Source organism: Pseudomonas sp. BSw22131 (assembly GCF_026810445.1).
In the GTDB taxonomy this organism is placed as follows: Bacteria; Pseudomonadota; Gammaproteobacteria; order Pseudomonadales; family Pseudomonadaceae; genus Aquipseudomonas; species Aquipseudomonas huanghezhanensis.
Window position 1 is genome coordinate 351,718 of sequence record NZ_CP113949.1, and the last position, 23,654, is coordinate 375,371.

Annotated in this window: 21 protein-coding genes and 1 pseudogene; 10 read left to right on the top strand and 12 right to left on the bottom strand. The window is 57.1% G+C overall.

Annotated elements, in window-relative coordinates; translation table 11 throughout:
* The first annotated feature begins 2 nt into the window (after window positions 1-2).
* Entirely contained in the window at window positions 3-449 is a 447-nt protein-coding gene (locus OYW20_RS01505) for an NfeD family protein (RefSeq protein WP_268798976.1), read from the top strand.
* A 30-nt stretch (window positions 450-479) separates the two neighbouring features.
* Here OYW20_RS01505 and elbB read toward each other — a convergent pair whose 3' ends face one another.
* Window positions 480-1,145 carry an isoprenoid biosynthesis glyoxalase ElbB gene (gene elbB, locus OYW20_RS01510; RefSeq protein WP_268798977.1) on the bottom strand — a complete coding sequence of 222 codons (666 nt, stop codon included), beginning with the start codon at window positions 1,143-1,145 and terminating at the stop codon, window positions 480-482.
* A gap of 204 nt (window positions 1,146-1,349) precedes the next feature.
* Window positions 1,350-1,967, bottom strand: a complete 618-nt coding sequence (locus OYW20_RS01515) for a DedA family protein (RefSeq protein WP_268798978.1) — start codon at window positions 1,965-1,967, stop codon at window positions 1,350-1,352.
* Window positions 1,968-2,322: 355 nt separating this feature from the next.
* Here OYW20_RS01515 and ppk1 point away from each other — a divergent pair, with 355 nt between their 5' ends.
* Window positions 2,323-4,533 carry a polyphosphate kinase 1 gene (gene ppk1 / locus OYW20_RS01520; protein WP_268798979.1) on the top strand — a complete coding sequence of 737 codons (2,211 nt, stop codon included), beginning with the start codon at window positions 2,323-2,325 and terminating at the stop codon, window positions 4,531-4,533.
* On the opposite strand, the gene ppx is transcribed toward ppk1, so the two are convergent.
* The 5 genes from ppx to OYW20_RS01545 form a co-directional block, all read right to left on the bottom strand.
* Window positions 4,520-6,022 carry an exopolyphosphatase gene (ppx, locus tag OYW20_RS01525; protein WP_268798980.1) on the bottom strand — a complete coding sequence of 501 codons (1,503 nt, stop codon included), beginning with the start codon at window positions 6,020-6,022 and terminating at the stop codon, window positions 4,520-4,522. The genes ppk1 and ppx overlap by 14 nt on opposite strands.
* A 211-nt stretch (window positions 6,023-6,233) precedes the next feature.
* Window positions 6,234-6,971 (bottom strand): amino acid ABC transporter ATP-binding protein, encoded by a 738-nt coding sequence (locus OYW20_RS01530; RefSeq protein ID WP_268798981.1) that lies wholly within the window; start codon window positions 6,969-6,971, stop codon window positions 6,234-6,236.
* Window positions 6,958-7,608, bottom strand: coding sequence for an amino acid ABC transporter permease (locus tag OYW20_RS01535; protein WP_268801250.1), 651 nt, complete (start codon window positions 7,606-7,608; stop codon window positions 6,958-6,960). Before OYW20_RS01535 ends, OYW20_RS01530 begins: the two co-directional genes overlap by 14 nt.
* Window positions 7,605-8,270: an amino acid ABC transporter permease gene (locus tag OYW20_RS01540; RefSeq protein ID WP_268798982.1), complete on the bottom strand. Its 666-nt coding sequence runs from the start codon at window positions 8,268-8,270 to the stop codon at window positions 7,605-7,607. The genes OYW20_RS01535 and OYW20_RS01540 overlap by 4 nt, the downstream gene beginning before the upstream one ends.
* A 41-nt stretch (window positions 8,271-8,311) precedes the next feature.
* A complete protein-coding gene (locus tag OYW20_RS01545; RefSeq protein ID WP_268798983.1) occupies window positions 8,312-9,097 on the bottom strand; it encodes a transporter substrate-binding domain-containing protein in 786 nt (261 codons plus the stop codon).
* 250 nt (window positions 9,098-9,347) lie between these two features.
* Here OYW20_RS01545 and OYW20_RS01550 point away from each other — a divergent pair, with 250 nt between their 5' ends.
* The 7 genes and pseudogenes from OYW20_RS01550 (at window position 9,348) to OYW20_RS01580 (ending at window position 17,626) form a co-directional block, all read left to right on the top strand.
* A complete protein-coding gene (locus tag OYW20_RS01550) occupies window positions 9,348-10,052 on the top strand; it encodes a FadR/GntR family transcriptional regulator (RefSeq protein WP_268798984.1) in 705 nt (234 codons plus the stop codon).
* A gap of 126 nt (window positions 10,053-10,178) precedes the next feature.
* Complete coding sequence (gene trxA / locus OYW20_RS01555) at window positions 10,179-10,508, top strand: thioredoxin TrxA (RefSeq protein ID WP_268798985.1); 330 nt, start codon at window positions 10,179-10,181, stop codon at window positions 10,506-10,508.
* A gap of 229 nt (window positions 10,509-10,737) precedes the next feature.
* A complete protein-coding gene (gene rho / locus OYW20_RS01560; protein ID WP_032625122.1) occupies window positions 10,738-11,997 on the top strand; it encodes a transcription termination factor Rho in 1,260 nt (419 codons plus the stop codon).
* A 100-nt stretch (window positions 11,998-12,097) separates the two neighbouring features.
* Window positions 12,098-14,050: pseudogene (locus OYW20_RS01565) on the top strand (acyltransferase family protein).
* Window positions 14,051-14,132: 82 nt separating this feature from the next.
* Window positions 14,133-15,599, top strand: a complete 1,467-nt coding sequence (gene ubiD, locus OYW20_RS01570) for a 4-hydroxy-3-polyprenylbenzoate decarboxylase (RefSeq protein ID WP_268798986.1) — start codon at window positions 14,133-14,135, stop codon at window positions 15,597-15,599.
* Entirely contained in the window at window positions 15,599-16,567 is a 969-nt protein-coding gene (locus OYW20_RS01575; RefSeq protein ID WP_268798987.1) for a CDP-6-deoxy-delta-3,4-glucoseen reductase, read from the top strand. The genes ubiD and OYW20_RS01575 overlap by 1 nt, the downstream gene beginning before the upstream one ends.
* Window positions 16,568-16,948: 381 nt before the next feature.
* Window positions 16,949-17,626 (top strand): gamma-glutamylcyclotransferase, encoded by a 678-nt coding sequence (locus OYW20_RS01580; protein ID WP_268798988.1) that lies wholly within the window; start codon window positions 16,949-16,951, stop codon window positions 17,624-17,626.
* Window positions 17,627-17,719: 93 nt separating this feature from the next.
* Here the strand turns inward: OYW20_RS01580 and glpT are convergent, their stop codons facing one another.
* Window positions 17,720-19,069, bottom strand: a complete 1,350-nt coding sequence (gene glpT, locus OYW20_RS01585; RefSeq protein ID WP_268798989.1) for a glycerol-3-phosphate transporter — start codon at window positions 19,067-19,069, stop codon at window positions 17,720-17,722.
* Window positions 19,070-19,320: 251 nt separating this feature from the next.
* Here glpT and OYW20_RS01590 point away from each other — a divergent pair, with 251 nt between their 5' ends.
* Window positions 19,321-20,001 (top strand): energy transducer TonB family protein, encoded by a 681-nt coding sequence (locus OYW20_RS01590; protein ID WP_268798990.1) that lies wholly within the window; start codon window positions 19,321-19,323, stop codon window positions 19,999-20,001.
* 140 nt (window positions 20,002-20,141) lie between these two features.
* Here the strand turns inward: OYW20_RS01590 and OYW20_RS01595 are convergent, their stop codons facing one another.
* The 4 genes from OYW20_RS01595 to OYW20_RS01605 are packed head-to-tail and all read right to left on the bottom strand — an operon-like array spanning window position 20,142 to window position 23,454.
* The gene (locus tag OYW20_RS01595) at window positions 20,142-21,047 is read right to left on the bottom strand and encodes a hypothetical protein (RefSeq protein WP_268798991.1); all 906 of its coding nucleotides are present in this window, start codon (window positions 21,045-21,047) and stop codon (window positions 20,142-20,144) included.
* A 55-nt stretch (window positions 21,048-21,102) separates the two neighbouring features.
* A complete protein-coding gene (locus tag OYW20_RS01600) occupies window positions 21,103-21,366 on the bottom strand; it encodes a bacteriocin immunity protein (protein ID WP_268798992.1) in 264 nt (87 codons plus the stop codon).
* Window positions 21,366-21,521, bottom strand: coding sequence for a hypothetical protein (locus tag OYW20_RS26060; protein WP_408005451.1), 156 nt, complete (start codon window positions 21,519-21,521; stop codon window positions 21,366-21,368). The genes OYW20_RS01600 and OYW20_RS26060 overlap by 1 nt, the downstream gene beginning before the upstream one ends.
* Window positions 21,490-23,454, bottom strand: a complete 1,965-nt coding sequence (locus OYW20_RS01605) for an S-type pyocin domain-containing protein (RefSeq protein ID WP_268798993.1) — start codon at window positions 23,452-23,454, stop codon at window positions 21,490-21,492. Before OYW20_RS01605 ends, OYW20_RS26060 begins: the two co-directional genes overlap by 32 nt.
* Between the last annotated feature and the right edge of the window lie 200 nt (window positions 23,455-23,654).

Consider the following 23,654-nt stretch of genomic DNA (forward strand, 5'->3'; position numbering starts at 1 on the left):
GCATGCTGGACTACCTGCAAAATCTGGCGTTCTGGGACTGGCTTGCGCTGGGTACCGTGCTGTTGATTCTCGAAGTGTTTGGCGCGGGCGGGTATCTGCTGTGGATAGGCGTGGCGGCCGCGTCGGTCGGCATCCTGACCTACATCGTTACCGGTATGCCGTGGGAACTGCAGTTTCTGCTGTTTGCCTTGCTGTCGGTGCTGACTGCTGTCTACTGGTGGCGCCGGCAGCGTGTGGTCATACGGCAATCCGATCAGCCAGGGCTGAACATGCGTGGACAGGAATTGATCGGGCGGACGTTTATCGTGCATGACGCCATTGTCGCGGGGCGCGGCAAGATCAAGGTCAATGACGGTGTATGGATGGTCATTGGGCCTGACGCGCTGGCAGGTAGCCTGGTGCGAGTGGTGAGTCAGGAGGGGGCGATCCTCAAGGTCGAACCTGCTTGAGGTGAGCCTCGGTGGGCGCTGGCTGGCCCATCATTCGTTCTGTTGAGTGAGCTCCAGCACCCGGTCAACCAGCTTGTTAATACCCGCCGCCGCCTCACCAATGGACGTGGCCACCATGTAGGCGGGCGTGCAGACCAGCTTCCTGGCTTTGTCTTCGACGATTTCAGTGGCTTCACAGTCTTCGTGCTGGCCGCCCATTTTGGTGATCTTGGCAGCGGTGTCGGCGTCGTTGCCGATGGTGCAGGTGACGCCGGGACCATAGATTTTGGCGGCAAGGGCGGGGGACACGCAGATCAGGCCGATCGGTTTACCCGCTTCGGCGAATGCTTCGGCCATCGCCAACACTTCAACCTGGAGCTTGCAGCCCGCGCCTTCAGCTGCAAAGTTGGACAGGTTTTTCGCTGCGCCAAAGCCACCCGGGATGATGAGCGCGTCGAATTCGCTGATGTCAGCCTCACGAATATCCTCGATTGCCCCACGCACGATGCGCGCAGATTCGACGAGCACGTTACGCGTCTCGGGCATTTCTTCCCCGGTGATGTGATTGACGACGTGATGCTGCGCAATATTGGGCGCGAAGCACTTCACGTGTGCGCCGCGTTGATCAAGCCGCAGCAGGGTAAGTACGCTTTCCTGGATTTCTGCGCCGTCATAAACGCCACAGCCGGAAAGAATGACGGCCACTTTCTTGGTCATGCTGAGTGCTCCCTGTTTTTGCTCGCTGGCGGACCGGTTGCGCTGGATCAGTGCTTTTACAGCGCAGCACACGGCGATCAGCAGCGCCGACGATGCCAAATGTCCACTAGTTTGCGTTGGGTTGCCACAGGGTTTTTGCTGGAAAGCGAGGAGGGCGATGCATGGCCTGCCGGGCGCAATATCGGGTATTGCGCGCGGGGCGGGTTACTCGTCAGGCCGGTTCTTGACTTCGACAGTGGCGGGAATGGCCAGCTTGGCCTGCCTGGCGATGCGGGCGTTTTTCAGCCTGCGACGCACCCAGAGCCCGGCACCCAGGATGAGCAGTGCGCCGAGCACCCACAACTCGTATTTCTTGACGTTGCCCAGCAAGCCTTCGAGCACTGCGCCAAAGTGATAGGCGGCAGCTCCGAGTGCGGCAGCCCACACCGCCGCGCCGATTCCGTTAAGCAACAAATAGCGGCCCGGCGGATACCCCGACAAGCCGATGGCAACCGGCATTACCGTTCGCAGTCCGTAAACGAAACGAAAGCTCAGCACCCAAATGTCCGGATGTCGCCGAATATGTTCCAGCGCCCTATCACCCATGAGCTGCCAGCGTGGCTTGCGGGCCAGCAGTTTGCGGCCGTGCTTGCGCCCCATGAAATACCACAGCTGATCGCCGGCGTAGCTGCCGAAAAACGCTACGACCACCACCAGATTGATGTCCATGTATCCGCGGAACGCAAGAAATCCGGCAAGTACCAGAATGGTCTCACCTTCAAAAAAGGTCCCTAGGAAGAGGGCAAAGTAGCCAAATTCTTGCAGAAATTGCTGGAGCATCATGAGGGTGCTGGCGAAATGAACGCGCAGCCTAACTCGCCCACGGCATTCAGGAAAGTGTGGAAATGTGTCTCGGCATTAAAGTTTCCTACGTTGCAGATGCAATGTTCCTTCACAAATGATGGTAGTGCTCGGGCACCGTACCGCAACTACGACTGTCACACAGTAGTCATAATGGCGGCTTATAACTGTCGCGCTTGCCCGCCCGCGCAGGTTGAAGGCATCTTGGCTGGTGTTTACCATCCGGTCACGCCCGCCTATCGATTCGGTGCAAGACGGTCCGCCCGCCGCGTGACCGCACCATCCGGCCTGGCGTCTTCAACGTTATGGCCAGCGCAATAGCCCTACAGGATCATTCATGAATACCGAAGGACTCACCGAAGCCGCCGTCGAGATCGATGCCCAGGACGCTACTCCAGTCGTCGAACCGACGATTGAAGTCTTACCGGCCCTGGAGCCTCCTCACCCGGTGGCACCCGCTATCGTCGTCCCTAACCTGGATGACACCAGCCTCTACATCCACCGCGAACTGTCGCAGTTGCAGTTCAACATTCGCGTGTTGGAGCAGGCGCTTGATGAGTCCTACCCGCTGCTTGAGCGGCTGAAGTTCCTGCTGATCTTCTCCAGTAACCTGGATGAATTCTTCGAAATCCGTGTGGCCGGCCTCAAAAAGCAGATCACCTTCGCCCGCGAACAAGCTGGCGCCGATGGCTTGCAGCCGCATCAGGCGCTTGCTCGCATCAGTGAACTGGTTCATGGCCACGTTGATCGTCAGTACGCCATTCTCAACGACATCCTTTTGCCGGAACTCGAAAAGCATCAGGTGCGTTTCATTCGTCGTCGTTACTGGACCACCAAGCTAAAAACCTGGGTGCGCCGTTACTTCCGTGACGAGATCGCTCCGATCATTACCCCGATTGGCCTCGATCCGACGCACCCGTTCCCGCTGTTGGTAAACAAAAGCCTGAACTTCATCGTTGAGCTGGAAGGCATCGACGCTTTCGGTCGCGATTCGGGTCTGGCGATCATTCCGGCGCCGCGTCTGCTGCCTCGCATCATCAAGGTGCCGGAAGAGGTTGGCGGGCCTGGCGATAACTATGTATTCCTGTCGTCAATGATCCACGCGCATGCCGATGACTTGTTCCAAGGCATGAAGGTCAAGGGTTGCTATCAGTTCCGCCTGACCCGTAACGCCGACCTGGCGCTGGATTCCGAAGACGTAGAAGACCTGGCGCGTGCGCTGCGGGGCGAGCTGTTTTCACGTCGCTATGGCGATGCGGTGCGTCTGGAAGTGGCGGACACCTGTCCGAAACACCTGTCGGACTACTTGCTCAAGCAGTTCAACCTGAGCGAGACAGAGTTGTACCAGGTCAATGGCCCGGTCAACCTCACGCGGCTTTTCAGCATCACTGGCCTCGACAGCCACCCGGAGCTGCAATACCTGCCGTTCACGCCAGCCATTCCGAAGCTGCTGCAGAACAGCGAAAACATCTTCAACGTGATCAGCAAGCAGGACATCCTGCTGTTGCACCCGTTCGAGTCTTTCACGCCGGTAGTGGATTTGCTGCGTCAGGCAGCCAAAGACCCTCACGTGCTGGCGGTGCGCCAAACCCTTTACCGCAGCGGCGCCAACTCTGAAATCGTTGATGCACTGGTGGACGCCGCGCGCAACGGCAAGGAAGTCACGGCGGTCATTGAGCTGCGTGCACGGTTCGACGAAGAATCCAACCTGCAACTCGCCAGCCGTTTGCAGGCAGCGGGCGCGGTAGTGATTTACGGTGTGGTCGGTTTCAAGACGCACGCCAAGATGATGCTGATCCTGCGTCGCGAGGCGGGGGAGATCGTGCGTTACGCGCATTTAGGTACGGGCAACTATCACGCCGGCAACGCGCGTCTTTATACCGACTACAGCTTGCTGACCTCAGACGACGCTTTGTGCGAGGACGTGGGCAAGCTGTTCAGTCAGTTGATCGGCATGGGCAAGACTTTGCGCATGAAGAAGTTGCTGCATGCACCGTTCACCCTGAAAAAGGGCATGCTCGACATGATCGCCCGCGAGACCCAGTTTGCGCTTGAAGGCAAGCCGGCTCACATCATCGCCAAGTTCAACTCCCTGACCGATCCGAAGATCATTCGGGCGTTGTACAAGGCCAGTCAGTCCGGGGTGAAAATCGATCTCGTGGTGCGCGGGATGTGCTGTCTGCGCCCTGGCATTGCGGGCGTGTCGCACAACATTCACGTGCGCTCGATCATCGGCCGCTTCCTTGAGCACACGCGGGTGTTCTATTTCCTCAATGGCGGTGAAGAACAGATGTTTCTGTCCAGCGCCGACTGGATGGAGCGCAACCTCGACAAGCGCGTCGAGACCTGCTTCCCGGTTGAGGGCAAGAAGCTGATTCTGCGGGTCAAGAAGGAACTGGAGTCATACCTGACCGACAACACTCACAGCTGGCTGCTGCAGTCTGATGGCCGGTATGTGCGCAGCACGCCAACCGGCAATCAGAACGCCCGAAGCGCCCAGGCGACCCTGCTGGAACGCCTGAGCAACCCGGTTCTCAGCGTACGGTAAGGTCGATCCCGACTCGGGTCAGCCAGTCGGCTTCCAGGCCGAAGTCGGCCTGAGTCAGCTGGTTGTTCTCAAGCCAGCCATCGGGGAACAGCACGTCAAGGCTATTGCCATTGGCAGTCAGCACAGGTTGCGGCATCTCTTGGGTGCCGCGAATGTGATGAAACAGGATCGCGAAGCGCAGCAGTACGCACAGTCGGATCAGCTTCACGCCTTCAGCGCCAAACTCGGCGAATTTATCCTTCGGAATATTACGGCGATGGCCGCGCACCAGCAGCGCGAGCATTTGCTGGTCTTCACGCGAGAACCCGGCCAGGTCCGAGTGCTCTATCAGGTAGGCACCGTGCTTGTGGTATTGGTAATGCGCGATGTCGAGCCCGACTTCGTGGACCTTCGCCGCCCAGCTCAGTAGTTCCCGATAGCTGTCGTCTTCCAGGTCCCACGCTTTGGCGACCTGCTCCAGCGCATGCAGCGCTTTGCGCTCGACGCGTTCAGCCTGTTCCAGATCAACGTGGTAGCGGTCCATGAGCGAACCGAGGGTGCGTTCACGTACATCCTCGTGATGATGGCGACCCAGCAGGTCGTAGAGCACGCCTTCGCGCAGTGCACCTTCGCAGTGGTCCATGCGCTGAAGTTCGAGGGCATCGAAAATCGCTTCAAGAATCGCCAGCCCTGCCGGAAAGATCGCGCGGCGGTCAGGCTTGATACCGTCGAAGTCGATCTTGTCGACTTCACCCAGCTTGAAAAGCTTGCGCTTGAGCCAGGCGAGCCCTTCTGCGTTGACCTCCCCGGTGCCATGGCCGCCCGCCTTGAGCGCCAGACCGATGGCGCGGATCGTGCCAGAAGAGCCGATCGCCTCATCCCAGGTCAGGCGGTGCAGAGCGTGTTCGATGCTCATGATCTCCAGCCGCGCGGCTGTGTAGGCCTGGGCGTAACGCGCCGGGGTGATTTTGCCGTCTTTGAAATAACGCTGAGTAAAGCTGACGCAGCCCATTTGCAGGCTTTCACGCAGCAACGGCTCAAAGCGCTGGCCGATGATGAACTCGGTGCTGCCACCGCCAATGTCGGCAACCAAACGTTTGCCTGGGGTATCGGCCAGTGTGTGTGAGACGCCGAGGTAGATCAGACGCGCTTCTTCTCGGCCGGAAATGACTTCAACGGGATGGCCCAGGATTTCTTCAGCGCGACGGATGAATTCGCCGCGATTACGTGCTTCTCGCAGGGCGTTGGTGCCGACGATCCGGACGGCGCCCGGCGGCATTCCATTAATCAGTTGGGCAAAACGCTTGAGGCAGTCGAGTCCGCGCTGCATGGACTCTTCGCTGAGCTGGCGCTCGTCGTCGATCCCGGCGGCCAGCTGCACTTTCTCGCCCAAGCGCTCAAGAATGCGTATTTCGCCCTGATTGGCTTTGGCTACCACCATGTGAAAACTGTTGGAGCCCAAGTCGATCGCAGCGATCAGCGAGAGGTTTTTGGCTGTGGATTGCGGCATGGAAAAAAGGCCTCGGTCGATAACCCCGACATCGTGCCACGATCCAGCACTGCCGCCAAACGTGATGACGATGAAGATCCGGTGCTGGCTCCCTGCGGTGCGCTTTCGCGAAGCAGGTGCGGGCTCTGTAGGAGCGAACTTGTTCGCGAAGCGTCATGCCTGACACGCCGCATTGGCCGCCTCGCCAACAAGTGGAATCTACAGAGCAATGCTAGGCGCCCTGTTCGACCGATCCAATGAAATTCGCCAGCTCTGGCGTTCTTGGGTTGGCCATCAGGATTTTTGGGTCACCCACCTCATGCACCTTTCCCTGATGCATGAAAACCAGCTTGTCACCGACTTCCCGGGCGAAGCGCATTTCGTGGGTCACCATGATCAAGGTCATGCCGTCTTTGGCGAGTTGACGCACCACGCTGAGCACTTCATTGACCAGCTCCGGGTCGAGTGCCGAAGTAATTTCATCGCACAGCAGCACTTTAGGCGACATGGCCAGCGCACGGGCAATGGCCACGCGCTGCTGCTGTCCGCCTGACAATCGGTCAGGGAACGCATCGAATTTCTCACCCAGCCCCACGCGTTCGAGCATCTCTCGCGCAAGCTTGGCCGCTTGGGCCTTCGACACCTTCTTCACCACTTGCGGGGCGAGCATCACGTTTTCGCCAACCGTCAGGTGCGCGAACAGGTTGAACTGCTGAAACACCATCCCGACTTTCTGACGCAACGAGCGCAAGTCAGCGCGTGCGGCGTCGAGGTACTCGCCATCAACTTCGATTACGCCATCGTTGATCGACTCAAGGCCGTTGAGCGTGCGCAACAGGGTGCTTTTGCCCGAGCCGCTACGGCCGATGATAGCCACGACCTGGCCCTCCTCGACGGTCAGATCGATGCCTTTAAGGACGTGATGATCGCCGTAGTACTTATGCAGCGCGGAAATTCTAAGCAGAGGCATGAAGTCTCCTTTCCAGGTAGCGAGCGCTGAGCGACAGCGGGTAGCAAAGCATGAAGTAGCCCAAGGCAACGAAGCCGTAGACCATAAAAGGTTGAAACGTGGCGTTGGCGAGCATGCCGCCGGTTTTGGTCAGTTCGGTAAAGCCGATGATCGACGTCACCGCTGTACCTTTGACCACTTGCACCGAGAACCCCACGGTGGGCGCCACTGCAATGCGCAACGCCTGCGGCAGGATGACGTAGCGCAACTGCTCAAGGGGCGTCAGTGCAAGGCTTGCCGACGCTTCCCACTGCCCTTTGGAAATCGATTCGACACAGCCGCGCCAGATTTCAGCCAGGTAAGCGCTGGTAAACAGCGTCAGCGCCAGCGCCGCTGCGACCCAGGGCGAAATATCAACGCCCAGCAGCGCAACGCCGAAGAACACCAGAAACAGCTGCATCAACAGCGGCGTACCTTGAAACAGCTCGATGTGGCAGCGCGCAAGGGTGCGAAACGCAGACGTGTCTGAGATACGCATCGTCATCACCAGCAAGCCGATGATCCCGCCACCGATGAACGCCACCAGCGACAGTGCCAGCGTCCATTGCAGGCCGATCAGCAAATTGCGCACGATGTCCCATAGCGTGAAATCCATCAGCGGCTCCTTGCGATATAGCGACGCCCGATCCAGCCGAGCAACTGGCGAATCAGCAGCGCCATGCACAGGTAAATCAGCGTGGTAACGATGTAGGTCTCGAACGCGCGGAAGTTACGTGACTGAATGAAGTTGGCCGCGAAGCTCAACTCCTCGGTCGCGATCTGCGAACACACTGCCGAGCCAAGCATCACGATGATGATCTGGCTGCTGAGCGCCGGCCAGACTTTGCCCAGCGCCGGGACCAGCACCACATGACGGAAGGTCTCGTAGCGCGTCATCGCCAAGGCGGCCGACGCCTCGATCTGTCCGGGGGAAATCGCCTGGATGCCCGCCCGGATGATTTCCGTGGAGTAGGCGCCCAGGTTGATCACCATGGCCAGGATCGCAGCCTGCCATTCGGAAATCTGGATACCCAGCGACGGTAGGCCGAAGAAGATAAAGAACAACTGCACCAGAAACGGTGTGTTGCGTATCAGCTCGACATAAACCCCGAAAATGGCCGAGAACGGCTGGATTTTCCAGGCCCTGACGATGGCGCCGACGATGCCCAGGCTAACCCCGAGCAGTGTCCCTATCGCGGTCAGTTCCAGCGTGAACAAGGCCCCGCGCAACAGAAGATCAGCGTTTTGCAGGACCGGTATGAAGTCGAACTGATAAGCCATTTAAAAGCCCCGGATCAGATGCTGTAAGTAAAGCGCAGCGATCAAAGATCGGCAGGCAGAGGTTGCTTGAGCCAGGTCTGGGAGTTCTTTTCAAGGACGCCGTCTTTCTTCCCGGCTTCGATGATTTCATTCACTTTGGCCAACAGTTCAGGTTGCCCTTTGTTCACGCCGACGTAGACCGGGGAGTCCTTGAGTTTCACTTTCAGCGCCGGGATACGCTTGGGATTCTTCTCGCTGATAGCGACCATGACCACGTTGCCGCTGGCAATCAGGTCAGTCTGGCCCGCCAGATAGGCAGCGATGGTCGAGTTGTTGTCTTCGAAGCGCTTGATGGTCACTTCAGGTGGGGCGACTTTGGTCAGCTCGATGTCCTCGATGGCGCCACGGGTCACGCTGATGGTTTTGCCTTTGAGGTCGTCCAGGCTGTTGATGGCTGCATCAGGCGGGCCAAACACAGCCAGATAGAACGGGGCGTACGCACTGGAGAAATCAATGACTTTCTCACGGTCCGGGTTTTTGCCGAGGCTGGAGATCACCAGGTCGACTTTGCCAGTGGTCAGGTACGGAATGCGGTTGGTGCTATTGACCGGCGTCAGCTCTAGCTTGACCTTCAGCTGGTTGGCAATCAGTTGTGCAGTGTCGATGTCCAGACCACGCGGTTTCATGTCTGGGCCGACCGAACCAAATGGTGGGAAGTCCTGTGGTACAGCGACTTTCAAGGTGCCGCGTGCGGTCACGTCATCAAGGCCGTTGGCATGGGCGGGAGCTTGGGTGAGCATCAGGCTGGCAAACAGGGCGGCAAGCAGAGCGCTGGAACGCTTGGTCATGTGACGTCTCCGGGACGAAAGATGGACAGTTCTCAAGCCATCAGTGCACAGCCCATGCCAGCACCCCCACAGCACCGGGTATTGCGGGCTATAGCGTGGATTTGGTCTTACTGGTCTGAACAGTTGCAGGTTTCTTCGCCCTCCTTTGGAGCGGCTGAAAGCCAGGACGCACCTGGCTTGGGCGTCACTTGCTCTATTGGCGAGATGGTTATACAAGAGGTTTTTCGACGAGAAATATGCCTGAGCTGTCATGCATCCGAGCCCTATCGCAGTACCCGAAGCGGCCTTTCAGGCGATCCGAAAACTGATCGCCGAGCAAGGCTATGCACCCGGCGACAGCCTGCCTTCACAGCGGGACCTTGCGTTGCGCCTTGGCGTCAGTCGCGCTTCGCTGCGTGAGGCATTGTCCTCATTGAGTGCGCTGGGGGTTGTCAGCGTGCAGCCTGGCAAAGGCGTGTTCGTTCAAGCTATTTCTGAACCACAACAGAGCACTGGGGGGTTTTCCTGGCCTTTCGCAGCGACTGCCTCGCCGACTGAGACATTTCAGCTGCGCTACGCCCTCGAAGGCTTTGCGGCGGGGCTCGCGGCAGTGACAATGACGGCTGAAGAGCGTGACCGCCTGGAGGACAACGTCGAATCGATGCGCCTTGAGTTGCGTGCCGGTGATTTCGATTGCGCTGCGCGGTTGGACTTTGATTTTCATCGCCGCATTCTCGTCGCCAGTGGCAACCAGGCGATTCTCAGCATTATTACTGCCAGCGCTGACATCTTCCTTGAGAGCCAGAAACTGCCGTTCATTCGCCCCGGCAGGGCCATGGAAACCTGGCAGGAGCATCGCAAGATCCTGCGGGCACTGGCGCGCAATGCATCGGGGCCGGCGCAAAAAGCCATGCAGGAGCACATACGGGGCGCAGCACTGCGGACCGGGATCGTATTTGTTGCGCCGTCGGGCTGAATTTCCCTTCAATTACCTCGCTAATACGCGGTCATAGCAAGAGACAATCACCCCTGGCTTCCTGTCACGGCGCTGTGCCGCTATGATGGAACACGTTTTTTTGCCTACGACCTCGGAGAGACTCTCATGAGTAGCGAACTTATCAAACACGTTAGCGACGCAAGCTTCGAAGCCGACGTGCTCAAAGCCTCCGGTCCTGTTCTGGTGGATTACTGGGCTGAATGGTGTGGCCCGTGCAAGATGATTGCTCCAGTTCTGGACGACATCGCTGGCACCTACGAAGGCAAGCTGACCATTGCCAAGCTGAACATCGACGAAAACAAGGAAACGCCAGCCAAGCACGGCGTTCGCGGTATTCCGACCCTGATGCTGTTCAAGGACGGTGAAGTGGCGGCGACCAAGGTCGGCGCGCTCTCCAAGTCTCAGTTGCAAGCGTTCCTCGACGCTAACATCTGATGGCTCTAAAGCCCCGCAAATCGCGGGGTTTTTTTTGGTCGACGTACTAGACGCTTGGAAAATCAGGTGGTACATTCGGCCCCGCAACGGCTTCTCCGTTGCCCCCTGCTAGCCGTCGCCGACGCTCTCCTTTCGATTTACTACGCGATCCTGTCGCCTTCTCTGCGGCGCGGCCTCATTAAGCCCAAAGCTTAATTTCCCCCTCCATACATGATTACGTCATTCCTATATGAACCTGACTGAACTCAAGCAAAAGCCTATTACCGATCTGCTCGAAATGGCCGAACAGATGGGCATAGAAAATATGGCCCGTTCGCGCAAGCAGGATGTGATCTTCTCCCTGCTGAAGAAGCACGCTAAAAGCGGCGAGGAAATCTCCGGTGACGGCGTGCTGGAGATCCTCCAGGACGGCTTCGGATTCCTGCGCTCGGCTGACGCTTCGTATCTTGCGGGCCCTGATGACATCTATGTCTCGCCCAGCCAGATCCGCCGCTTCAACTTGCGTACCGGCGACACCATCGTCGGCAAGATTCGCCCGCCAAAAGAAGGCGAGCGTTATTTCGCGCTGCTCAAGGTCGACACGATCAACTACGACCGTCCAGAGAACGCGAAGAACAAGATTCTTTTCGAAAACCTGACGCCGTTGTTCCCGACCATCCGCATGAAGATGGAAGCCGGTAACGGCTCTACCGAAGACCTTACCGGCCGAGTCATCGACCTGTGTGCGCCCATCGGTAAAGGTCAACGCGGCCTGATCGTTGCACCGCCAAAAGCGGGCAAGACCATCATGCTGCAGAACATCGCGTCGAACATCACGCGTAACAACCCGGAAGTGCACCTGATCGTTCTGCTGATCGACGAGCGTCCGGAAGAAGTAACCGAAATGCAGCGCACCGTGCGCGGCGAAGTAGTTGCTTCCACCTTCGATGAGCCACCAACTCGTCACGTGCAGGTCGCCGAAATGGTGATCGAGAAGGCCAAGCGCCTTGTCGAGCACAAGAAAGACGTGGTCATCCTGCTTGACTCCATCACCCGTCTGGCTCGCGCCTACAACACTGTCATCCCAAGCTCCGGCAAGGTGTTGACCGGTGGTGTGGATGCCCATGCGCTTGAGAAGCCAAAGCGTTTCTTCGGTGCTGCGCGCAACATCGAAGAAGGCGGTTCGCTGACCATCATCGCTACCGCGCTGGTTGAAACCGGCTCGAAGATGGATGAAGTGATCTACGAAGAATTCAAAGGCACCGGCAACATGGAGCTGCCTCTGGATCGCAAGATCGCAGAGAAGCGCGTCTTCCCAGCCATCAACATCAACCGTTCCGGCACACGCCGTGAAGAGTTGCTGACGGCTGACGACGAGCTGCAACGTATGTGGATTCTGCGCAAGCTGCTGCATCCTATGGATGAAGTCGCTGCCATCGAGTTCTTGATCGACAAGCTGAAACAGACCAAGACAAACGATGAGTTCTTCCTGTCGATGAAGCGTAAATAAGACGCTCAAACAAAAAGGCTGAACTGCTAAAAACGAATGGTGTCCCTTGGGACACCATTTTTTTTCAGGCGCTTTTGATAAAAGCGCGACAAGGAGCGTCATGCACACCTTCGTTAATCGTCGAGACATCGACGGCTTGCGGGCTCTGGCTGTTATTCCGGTTGTACTCTTCCACTTCGGTCTGGGTCTAAGCGGAGGGTTCGTCGGTGTAGATGTGTTTTTTGTGATCTCCGGTTATCTGATCACTTCCATCATCTTCCGTGAAATCAACGCCGGGCGATTCAGCTTCGCTGACTTCTGGGCACGTCGCGCCCGTCGAATCATGCCGGCGCTGAGTGTCGTCTTGCTCGCCACGCTGGCGGTCGGCTGGTTCATCATGCCAGCCAGCGACTATTCGCAACTGGGCCGCGCAGTGCGTTACCAGGCGATGTTCATCTCCAATATCCTGTTCATGCGCCAGGACGGTTACTTCAACCCTGCGTCTGACTTCAAACCGTTGCTGCATACATGGTCACTGTCGGTGGAAGAGCAGTACTACATCTTCTTTCCGCTGCTGATGGTTCTTCTGACCCGCTATTTGCGTCACTGGCGGTTGATGCTGGCTGGCCTGTTGCTGGTGTCGTTCTCCCTCAATGTCTGGATGATCGAGCGCGAGCCGGACGCTGCGTTTTTTCTGCTGCCAATGCGGGCGTGGGAGCTGCTGTGTGGCGCTATGCTGGCCGTGCTTCCAGTGTCAAAGCGCTCATTTGCCCCGGCGATTTATCAGGCCGTCAGCCTTGCCGGCCTGGCGATGGTGCTGTTTGCAATCCTCACGTTTGACCGGACGACGCAGTTCCCTGGTTGGGCGGCGCTGATGCCGGTGCTGGGAGCAACCGCGATGCTCTGGGCCAATGGTCAGACGCCGACCCTGGTTGGGCGTTTATTGAGCACACGTCCGATGGTGGGCGTGGGTCTGATTTCCTACTCGCTGTACCTGTGGCACTGGCCCATTTTTGTCTACGCCAATGCCGCGTCGGTGGACGGTATGCAGGCTCGCGAGGCGTTGATGTGGGTTGCGCTCAGCGTCGCGCTGGGCTGGCTGAGCTGGCGCTTTGTCGAGCTGCCATTTCGTGAGAAACGTTGGCTGTCGGGGCGCAAACCTGTGCTGGTGGGAGGGCTGGTCTCCATGCTTGTCATCGCACTGGCCGGTCAGGCAATTCGATCGGCCGATGGCGTGCCGAGCCGGTTATCGGGGCAGGCGATGCAATATGCGCAGGCGCGGGAGTGGTAGATGGGCCAGATGGACTGCCTGCTGCAGCGCAACAGTCCGGACCTGAGCAAGGTGTGTCGGTTTGGCGCAGATCCGGCGATGCCGCCGTCCCGACTGGTGTGGGGAGACAGCCATGCCGCAGCATTGATGCCGGCGATCAAGGATGATGCGCAACAGTTTTCGATGCCCGTCTGGCTGGCGAGTCTGTCCGGCTGTGTACCAACGTTTAGCCCCGACCTGCGTCAGCAATGCAAAGACTTCAATCAGCAGATGCTGCACATGGTCAGCCAGCAACACATTCGTGACGTCGTTCTTGCCGCGCGCTGGAGCCTGTATCTGTACGGCGAAGAGGATGGCGACTGGCAGCATGTGCTTTATCGCAAGGACAGCCGTGCTGTCGCCGAGCAAAAGATGGCCCACGATCTGACCCATATGGTCGCCAGCCTTCGAGCCACAGGTGCTCATGTCTGGATTTTCAAAGAAGTACCGCTTCAGCGCCAAGGCACGGTCGCGCGGCTTAGCAGTCTGGCGATGATTGGCCGTTCGGCTGAAAAAGTCGGACGGCCCATTGCCGATCATTACGCGCGCCAGCGATTTCTGAATGCGCTATTCGATCAGTTGAGCGCTGCAGATCCGCAGGTGCATGTGGTCGATCCTGCACCGCTGATGTGTGTCGCCGGCATCTGTCGGGCCGAGTTCGATGGCTTTTCTCAGTACATGGACGAAAACCATCTCTCTGATCAGGGCGGTGAACGAATGAAGCCATTGCTGGCGCCGATTTTCCTGAGTGAAAGCGCTCGATAACTCGGGTAAATACGCGTTTCTGGGCTGCTGTTAATCCTCAGAGCAGGTAGGATGTGCGTCTATTTGTTAAGTGGCCGGGTTAATGAAATTCAAGGATCTACGGGATTTCGTGCAGCAGCTTGAGCAGCGCGGAGAGTTGAAACGCATCCAGGTTCCCATTTCCCCTGTCTTGGAAATGACCGAAATCTGCGACCGGACCTTGCGCAGCAAGGGCCCGGCCCTGTTGTTCGAAAACCCGACCGGCTACGACATCCCGGTGCTCGGCAATCTGTTCGGCACGCCGGAGCGCGTGGCGATGGGTATGGGCGCAGAAGCGGTCAGCGAGCTGCGTGAAATCGGAAAGCTGCTGGCTTTTCTCAAAGAGCCCGAGCCGCCAAAAGGCCTGAAAGACGCTTGGTCCAAGCTGCCGATCTTCCGAAAAGTGATTGCCATGGCCCCGAAAGTGGTCAAGGACGCAGCTTGTCAGGAGATCGTGATCGAAGGCGACGACGTTGACCTTGGCATGTTGCCCGTCCAGACCTGCTGGCCCGGCGATGTCGGCCCGCTGATTACCTGGGGTCTGACCGTCACACGGGGTCCCAACAAAGAGCGCCAGAACCTGGGCATTTATCGCCAGCAAGTGATCGGCCGGAACAAGGTCATCATGCGTTGGTTGAGCCACCGCGGCGGCGCGCTGGATTTTAAAGAGTGGCGCGACAAGCATCCCGGTAAGCCTTTCCCGGTTTCGGTGGCGCTGGGCGCTGACCCTGCCACCATTCTCGGCGCGGTGACACCTGTGCCCGATAGCCTGTCCGAATACGCTTTCGCGGGCTTGCTGCGTGGTAACCGCACCGAGTTGATCAAATGCCGTGGCAACGACCTGCAAGTCCCGGCCAGCGCGGAAATCGTGCTTGAGGGCGTGATTCATCCGGGCGAAATGGCCGACGAAGGCCCTTACGGCGATCACACAGGCTATTACAACGAGGTCGACAGCTTCCCGGTCTTTACCGTCGAGCGCATCACCCATCGCATCAAGCCGATTTACCACAGTACCTACACCGGCCGTCCGCCTGATGAGCCAGCGATTCTGGGTGTGGCATTGAACGAAGTGTTCGTCCCGATCCTCCAAAAGCAGTTCCCGGAAATCACTGATTTCTATCTGCCGCCGGAAGGCTGCTCATACCGCATGGCCATCGTGACGATTAAAAAGCAGTATCCGGGTCACGCCAAACGCGTCATGTTAGGTGTGTGGTCGTTTCTGCGACAGTTCATGTACACCAAATTCGTTATCGTCACTGACGACGATATCAACGCCCGGGACTGGAATGACGTGGTCTGGGCGATTACTACGCGCATGGACCCGAAGCGCGATACGGTGATGATCGATAACACCCCGATCGACTACCTCGATTTCGCTTCGCCAGTCTCCGGACTGGGTTCAAAAATGGGCCTGGATGCCACCAACAAATGGCCGGGCGAGACCACTCGAGAGTGGGGGCGCGCCATCGTCAAGGACGAAGCCGTCACTCGCCGGATCGACGACATCTGGAACCAATTAGGAATAGATTGATGCGCGTAACCTTGCAGCCTTCGGGCGCAGTGCTTGAGATGTTGCCCGGTGAGCGAATCCTGGAAGCGGCTCAGCGTTTGGGCTATGAATGCCCCAATAGCTGTCGCAACGGTAATTGTCACATCTGTTCGGCGATATTGGTCGAAGGCAGCGTTACGCAAGAAGATGTCGTGCATGACCATGGCGAAATATATGCCTGTATAGCCGTGCCGCTCGAAGATTGCGTAGTGATGTGGGATGGCGTGTTGGCGCTCGGTGAACTACCGGTGCGCAAATTGGCGTGCCAGGTTGTCGAGTGCGCAGAGGTCGGCGGTGACGTTTATCGCGTGACACTGCGCGCGCCAGCAGGCAAGCCGCCGCGTTATCACGCCGGTCAGTACCTGATGATCAGTCGCGACGATGGCGAAAAGTCTGCGTTCTCGATGGCCTCCGCGCCCGAATCCGGACGCGACCTTGAGATGCACGTGTTGGCACGTGAAAGCAGCGCACAGAATCTCATCGCTCAACTGCAACGTGACGGCATGGCGCAAATCTCCTTGCCGTTCGGCGACACCCACCTCGCAGAGTTGCCTGATGGCCCGCTGGTGTTGATCGCTGCCGGGACTGGGATGGCGCAAATGCACAGCTTGATCGAGCATTGTCGCGCCAAGGGTTTTGCACATCCGGTGCACCTGTATTGGGGCGTGCGCCGTCCTGAAGACTTCTACGAAATCCGGCACTGGGATGAGTGGAAAAAGCTGCCAAATCTGCAACTGCACAAAGTTGTCAGCGATTTGTGTGGATGGGAAGGGCGCTGCGGCCTGCTGCACGAGGCCGTGTGTGAAGACATCAGCGACCTGAAAGCCATTCACGTCTATGGCAGTGGCTCGCCAACGATGATTTACGCGACCCTTGATGCGCTCGTCAACGCTGGCATGGATGCGCATCAGATGCGCGCTGATGTATTCGCCTACGCGCCTCGTTCATAAGCGAGGCTCTGCTGAATCCCCAAGCCGACGTCCAGCCGGCTTCACGCTTGCGCGCTGCACGCACGCTACGCTGAATTCGTCCGTTAGTGCCCCTGCGGGCACTGACGTGCTTCTGTAGTGTTGCCTCTTCAGTTCTAAGACCAGACAAACGGTCAATCTTCGCTACGCCGTCCAGTGGCGCTGTCGATGGAGTGCTAATTGCATCGCCTCCATCACGGATTAAGGTTTTTGTCGCGTGACTCGCAGGTTTGGGGCTTTGTCTGAGAGTTATGCTGCCCGCAGCGGTGCTGAGTGTTGATCCGGTGTTGCGTGGCATGCTCTAGAAGTGTTCAGCAAGATGTCGAGCGTTGCGCTGGCCTGCATGGGTCAGAGGGGGAGCAGATGGGGAATCAAATCAACAGCTTGGTGGCGGCCGTTCATGATGGCCTGGGACTGGCTTACCCGCCGGTCATAGACTTGGGGCCGAAGCTGACCCGCGAGCAGCTGCTGGCTTCCATGCACGCGACCATGACCCGGCACCGGGGTGGGCCGGTCTGGTTGTTTGCCTACGGCTCTTTGATCTGGCGACCGGAATGCACCGCGATAGAGCGGCAACGCGGTCGTGTGTACGGCTACCATCGCGGCTTGTATCTCTGGTCCCACGAACACCGCGGCACGCCGGAGCAGCCAGGCCTGGTATTCGGGCTGGATCGAGGCGGCTCGTGCAGCGGTTTTGCCTATCGTCTGCCTGACGACAATCTCGAAGAATCGCTGTTGGCACTTTGGCAACGAGAGATGCCGTTCCCGTCGTATCGACCGCACTGGCTCAACTGCCGTCTTGCCGATGGCACCAAGGTTCAGGCTTTGGGTTTCGTACTCGAACGTCACTTGCCCAGCTACGCCGGTAATCTTCCCGATAGCGTGCTCACACAAGTCCTCGCCAGCGCCAGCGGCCGCTATGGCACCACACGCGACTATGTCGAACAAACCGTTCACGCACTGCGCACCCATGCCATGCCGGATTTGAATCTGGAGGCAAGGCTGAGGCGCTGTGGGTCGGTGGGCGAGTTGCTTGTGTAGGAGCGGGCTGGTTCGCGAGACGGCGTCATGAGTTGAATCCATTCCTACGCCTCGCGATTGAATTCGCGCCTACAGATTGGTACAACCGCCGGTCTACGCGGCGATGTCACGGCTCTTGCTGGCGACCTGCGTGTGCCACAGCGTCGGCGCCAGGAACACCATCGCCAGCACGCACGCGATGATCAGTAGAATGAAACCGCCGTCCCAGCCGAAATGGTCCACCGTGTAGCCCATCAGCGCACTTGCCGCGACCGAACCACCCAGATACCCAAACAAGCCGGTGAAGCCGGCCGCAGTGCCCGCTGCTTTCTTCGGTGCAAGCTCAAGCGCCTGCAGGCCGATCAGCATCACTGGGCCATAGATCAGAAAGCCGATAGACACCAGCGCGATCATGTCGACAGTCGGATTGCCCGGCGGATTGAGCCAATAGACCAGCGTCGCAATCGTCACCATGAACATGAAGACCATACCCGTCAGGCCGCGATTACCCCGGAAGATCTTGTCCGACATCCAGCCGCACAAGAGCGTCCCCGGAATGCCCGCCCACTCATAGAAAAAGTACGCCCACGACGTGGTGTCGACCGTGAAGTGCTTGGCTTCTTTCAAGTAGGTTGGCGCCCAGTCCAGCACGCCGTAACGCAGCAGATAAACGAACACGTTCGCGAGTGCGATGTACCAGAGCATTTTGTTGCGCAGCACGTATTTGACGAAGATTTCCTTGGCGCTGAATTCTTCCTCATGGCTCGCATCGTAGCCTTCCGGGTAGTCGTTCTTGTACTCCTCAACGGGCGGAAGACCGACCGATTGCGGCGTGTCACGCATGGTGACGAATGCAAATATAGCCACCAGTAAAGCGACTGCGGCAGGCACGTAGAACGCCGCATGCCAGTCATTCGTCCAGCCCAGCCCGAGCAGGAACAGCGGCCCGATCAAGCCGCCACCGACGTTATGCGCAACGTTCCACACCGATACCACGCCGCCGCGTTCTTTCTGCGACCACCAATGCACCATCGTCCGCCCACTCGGCGGCCAGCCCATGCCTTGCGCCCAGCCGTTGATGAACAACAGGACAAACATGATCGTCACGCTGGATGTCGCCCAGGACGAAAACCCGAACACAAACATCACGGCCGCTGAGACCAAGAGGCCGAACGGGAGGAAGTAACGGGGGTTCGAGCGGTCGGACACGATGCCCATCAGAAACTTCGACAACCCGTACGCAATCGCAACTGCGGACATGGCCACGCCCAATTGGCCGCGCGTGAAGCCCTCATCAATCAAGTACGGCATTGCCAGGGAAAAGTTTTTACGCAGCAGGTAGTAGCCAGCGTAACCAATAAAGATGCCAGCGAAGATCTGCCAGCGCAGCCTTCGGTAGGTGCTATCAACGCGTTCTTCAGGCAAGGGCGCCTGGTGTGCGGCAGGGCGGAAGAAGGCAAACATCGTGTCTCTCCATTTTTTTGTTTTGTTCTGCGAATCCGAATATTACATTTTCATTACAGAAAATAGGAAGGCTTCTCATCGGATAAAACGCCGCAAAGCCGGGGGGGGGCGTGTTGGAATACGAACATGTCGTGAATGTGTAGCCCGCACCGGCTTATTCAGGACGCGTCCTACAAGGGATCGGGAAGCAGGGAGGTTATTGCTGTTGGCGTGAAGCCATACCATCGCGGCCAACAGCTAAGAGGGCGCCGATGGTGAGGTTAGGTAGGAAGTTATGTGCGTTTGCTTTGTGCGTGCTGTGTACGTTTGATGGCCTCGCCGATGAGATTTTTGACGAGCCCGAGCTGGAATATTTGCGGTTTGAGCCGCCTGTGTTTCCTGCCTCATTTCGCAAGCCGGTGTATGGGTCGGTACGAATTACGTACTGGGTAACCCGCGATGGAAAGCTCATCGACCTTGACGTGGAGCACAGCTCCCATCCTGAATTCGAACGGTCAGTGCGTCAGGCCGTTGCACTTTGGAGGTTCAAACCTTGGACTTCAAATCAATCTACTGCGCCAGCACTCAGGCAAGAACTGAACATTTTCTTTGGCGATACGTTGGGTGATAAAAACACTGCTGCGAGGACTCGCCTGCGTTTCATGGGGCTTAGATGTGCAGCTTTTAACAGTGAACATAGGGGTAGAAATAGAAGCCGGTCCAGAACGGCAGGGCAGATACTAGCCTCCCAGGCACTGGACATCACCCGGAGTCTCATTGTCGAGGGCGTGGTGGCCGAGCGTATTTCGTATCACGACAGCGTGGTGCTCTTTGAAAACTTTGACGCTTCCCTTCAGGGGCTCGTAAAAGCCTGTAGAGAAGCGCCCGAATCTCGGTATGTCGATAATCTGCCGCAAGATCTCCGGTTTGCGATAGGGGCGCCGGGTGCCTGATCGGTGATCGGGACGATAGGCCTCTTTTTCGTTAAGACTCGCGCACCGGTGGCAAGGTGCAAGCCCGACGCAGACTCCATCGTTGAAGTCTGCGTTTTCGCATTCAGGACTTGCTGAAGAAAACTCGCTATTCGGGAGTTTTACGAACTGGGAGATAACTCGCTAGCCGCCTGCGAAGGTTTCAAATACGGGCCGATTTCAGCGGCAAACTGATCCACGGCCGCATCGATGCCGTGTTTCAGCTTTACCGTTGCTTGTTCAATTTCTGCCGTGGCAGCGGGGCCGGGGATGAAGCGAATTTGCATGGCTTCGCGCAGAACAGGTGGTCCAATGTCGGCTTCGGCCTCAACTGGCGCGTCGAATAGCGCTGGAGCAGTCATCAACTCAAGTATCAGCCTGGATTCCTTCAACGCATCTTCTTCAGCCTTGCGCTGAGCAAATGCCAATGCTGCCGCTTCCACCTGTTGCTCCGCGAACTGACGAGCAGCAGCCTGGGCGGCCAGACGAGCAGCCTCTTCCGCCTGACGCTGAGCCAACTGACGCGCCGCTTCTTCTGCCTGGCGCTGAGCCAATTGGCGAGCAGATTCTTCCGCCCGCTGTTGGGCCAGCCTTTGCGCTGCTTCTGCTGCCTGGCGTTGCGCCAGCTGTCTCGCCGCTTCCTCCGATTGGCGCTGGGCCAGTTGTTGGGCGGCCTGCGCCAGTTGAGTCTGAACGACTGCCGTCTGGTTCAGGAAGTTTTCCAAAAACCACGCGCCTTCACTTGCGAGCATTTGGGGGCGTATGTGTGCAAGGCTCGGGGCTACTAACGTCGGATCGATCGTCCCGCCGGCAACGAAGTTGAAATCTTCCACAGTCAAATGTGGAGAGAACCCTTCATAAGCGGCAGGAAGCGACGCCAGCTTGACGCCTCTCAAGTGCCCGGCGACGTCTCGGTATCTGCCTACAATCTGAAGTTCAGACATACCAGCCGTAGCCCCTAAATGCGCTGCAATTTCGCTTTGAAGCGCATGGGGGAGTTGTTGTAGAAAAGCTATGTAGCTACTCATTATTTGTCGTTCTTTCGAATTTTAGTGATTATTTAATTTTGCAGAATTTCAATCATTACGGCATGGGCTTAAATCCGGGCTTTCCGTTTTCTGCGCGCCACTCTTTGATTGTCTTTACAATTCCCTCAGGAGAGTCATCCGCTGACTTTTTCGGATAGTAAATAAGGTCTGAGCCGTCGGGATGCTCACCTAGTCTTTCAAACTCTAAAATTGCCTTACCATGTTGATGCTGCGTACGATAATCGGCGCTGCATATCTTTTTTACGAGTTCCAGAAACTCCAGCTCAGTAATGTCTTCGATTGACTGATACCTTTGCATTAGTGACTCTCCTTATTACGGAATTCACCATGAATTTTATCGTGGTTAGCAGGGCTGTTAAATCCCAGATTGTCGACGCCGTAAACGTCTCCGCCTTGCGAGATAGGCCAGATGTGATGGATTTCATACCATATCCTGCCCCCCTTTTCGCTCATCCCTTGGGGCTATTGGCGCCTTGCCTTGCTTAATGAGCTCAATATTTCTTTCGTTCATACCGCTAATTATTTCTGGATGCTTGGACATCTCCCGCCAGATAGCACGCTTCAAATTTTTAAACTCAGCGTACTGTCGATCCCGCAACGCATCGGCCACGACAGAAGGTATAGGCGACCCGAGGTTTTTTGACGCGCTCACCTGCCAATCTGAATCAATGATTCCACCCACGCCGCTGACGATGCCAGGTAAGTATCGTGGGCTTTTAAACAGCGCATATACCCGTGGAAGACCCGAGTCAGCCGGGAATACGATGATGTAGTCATCGAAATCCACTTGATCGTAAGTCGGGAATGCACCTAACTCAGTTGATACGGGGGATACATTTTTCCCTGGATCGACTGGAAGGACCGGCCTTTCGCTCGGTGAGTATGTAGAACTGCTATCTGGTGTGATAGCAGGCGTCCAGACCAAAGAAGGGCCTGATTCACCGTCGCGAGTGAATGCGTATGTCTTACTAGCAGGGTTGAACACAAGCGAACGGACGCGAACCTTGGTGCCAATATTTACACCGTCGGTTTCCGCCCAGACAGCCTTGGCTTCGCCGTCCGACTCTTCGAAATTGAGTCGATGGGTGACATCTATCGTGCCGCCACGACTGGCTATGAAATCAAGATCTACATCTGAGGGGATGCCCAATGCTGAAGCTGAAGTTGCCAAGGCGGCTGGCGGCATCTCCCCACTGCCCAACTCCGTAGGATAAAACGAAGCGATGTGCGGCAGCGTTCTGGCGAACGTTTTCATCGCTTGCCTTACGAATAGCTTTTTTGCGATCTCCGTCGCTTTGTCTCTAGCGGTTGGAACTTCCTGAGTGGGGATGCTCGGACCTGCAACTATCGACCAAAGCCGGCTTAATTCAGAAGCCTGTCGTATCGAAAGATCATCGCTGTTTTTTGATTGATTACTCAGCTCGTTCTGTATGGCCCATACTTGCTCAGCATAGGATTTAGAAAGTAATTCGGACCTCTCATTAAGGTACTCTTCTGACTCGGAGAGTAACAATACATCCAGCGCATCGTCATATGCTGCGGTCCACGCTGTATGCACTTGATAGGCCTGTTCGGCGGTCGTGCTGCGGGACAGTAATATTGCCTTGTATTGTTCGGCGTCAATGCCTCGCGGGTCGGCTCCGGCAAATGAATTGGCACTGTGTATTTTCTGCGCCCGCAAATCCGATTTTTGCGCAATCAGATAGTTGACCCGCGCCTTTTCTTTCAGAATAGCTTCGAGCAGTTGCTGCCCGGTGCCTGAAGGCACTGGTACATCTGCTTGAACTTGTGATTGCAGAAGTTCGGCCAATGCAGCTCTGGCACTGGAGTGTTTCTGCTCAAGATCTGCTCGTACTGCGGGCTGTGCTTGCGAAAGCGAATCCACCGCTCGGCGATGAGCTGCTTGCACGCGTTCGCGTTCAGCTTGAGCCTGGGCAGCGGCCCTGACCTGAGCCTCTGCATCCGCCCTTGCTTGGGCTTCTGCGTGAGCTCTCGCCTGTGCTTCAGCATGTGCCCGAGCCTGTGACTCAGCGGCGGATCTTGCCTCTGCTTCACGTCGCGCCTGTGCCGCTTGCTCGGCTTGAGCAGCAGCCTGCGCCTGAGCCGCAGCTTGATGGATAGCATCTTGTTGTTGCTGCCGCGCCTCGTTTTCCCGGCGTAATTTGTCCGCTAAGCGGAGTCGACGTCTTTTGGAACCAGAGAGCGTTCCTGGGCGGGCGCCTTCGCCGCGTCCACTTCCTCCCCCTCCGAAGCCAATATTCCAACTTTGGCGAGACGATCCAGCACCGCCCCGCGTTTGGTCGGACGAGCCTAGGTCTGGTAGTAAGTCCTTCCCTACTGGAATCCCACGTGTGACATGAATACTTTTTCCTTCTTGGTCACTCATACAGTTTCTCCTTATTAGCTGTATGGCGACGACATAATATAAATTCTGGAAATATTACAATCCGTCAACGGCATATTCGTGCGCTACAGATTTAACTATTTGTGTATAAAAATAGTCTCTTTAGATAATGAGTAACTTCTTAATCAACACAAAGCTAGACGATAATAAAAAGCCTCGCCAAATGGTGAGGCTTTCAATTA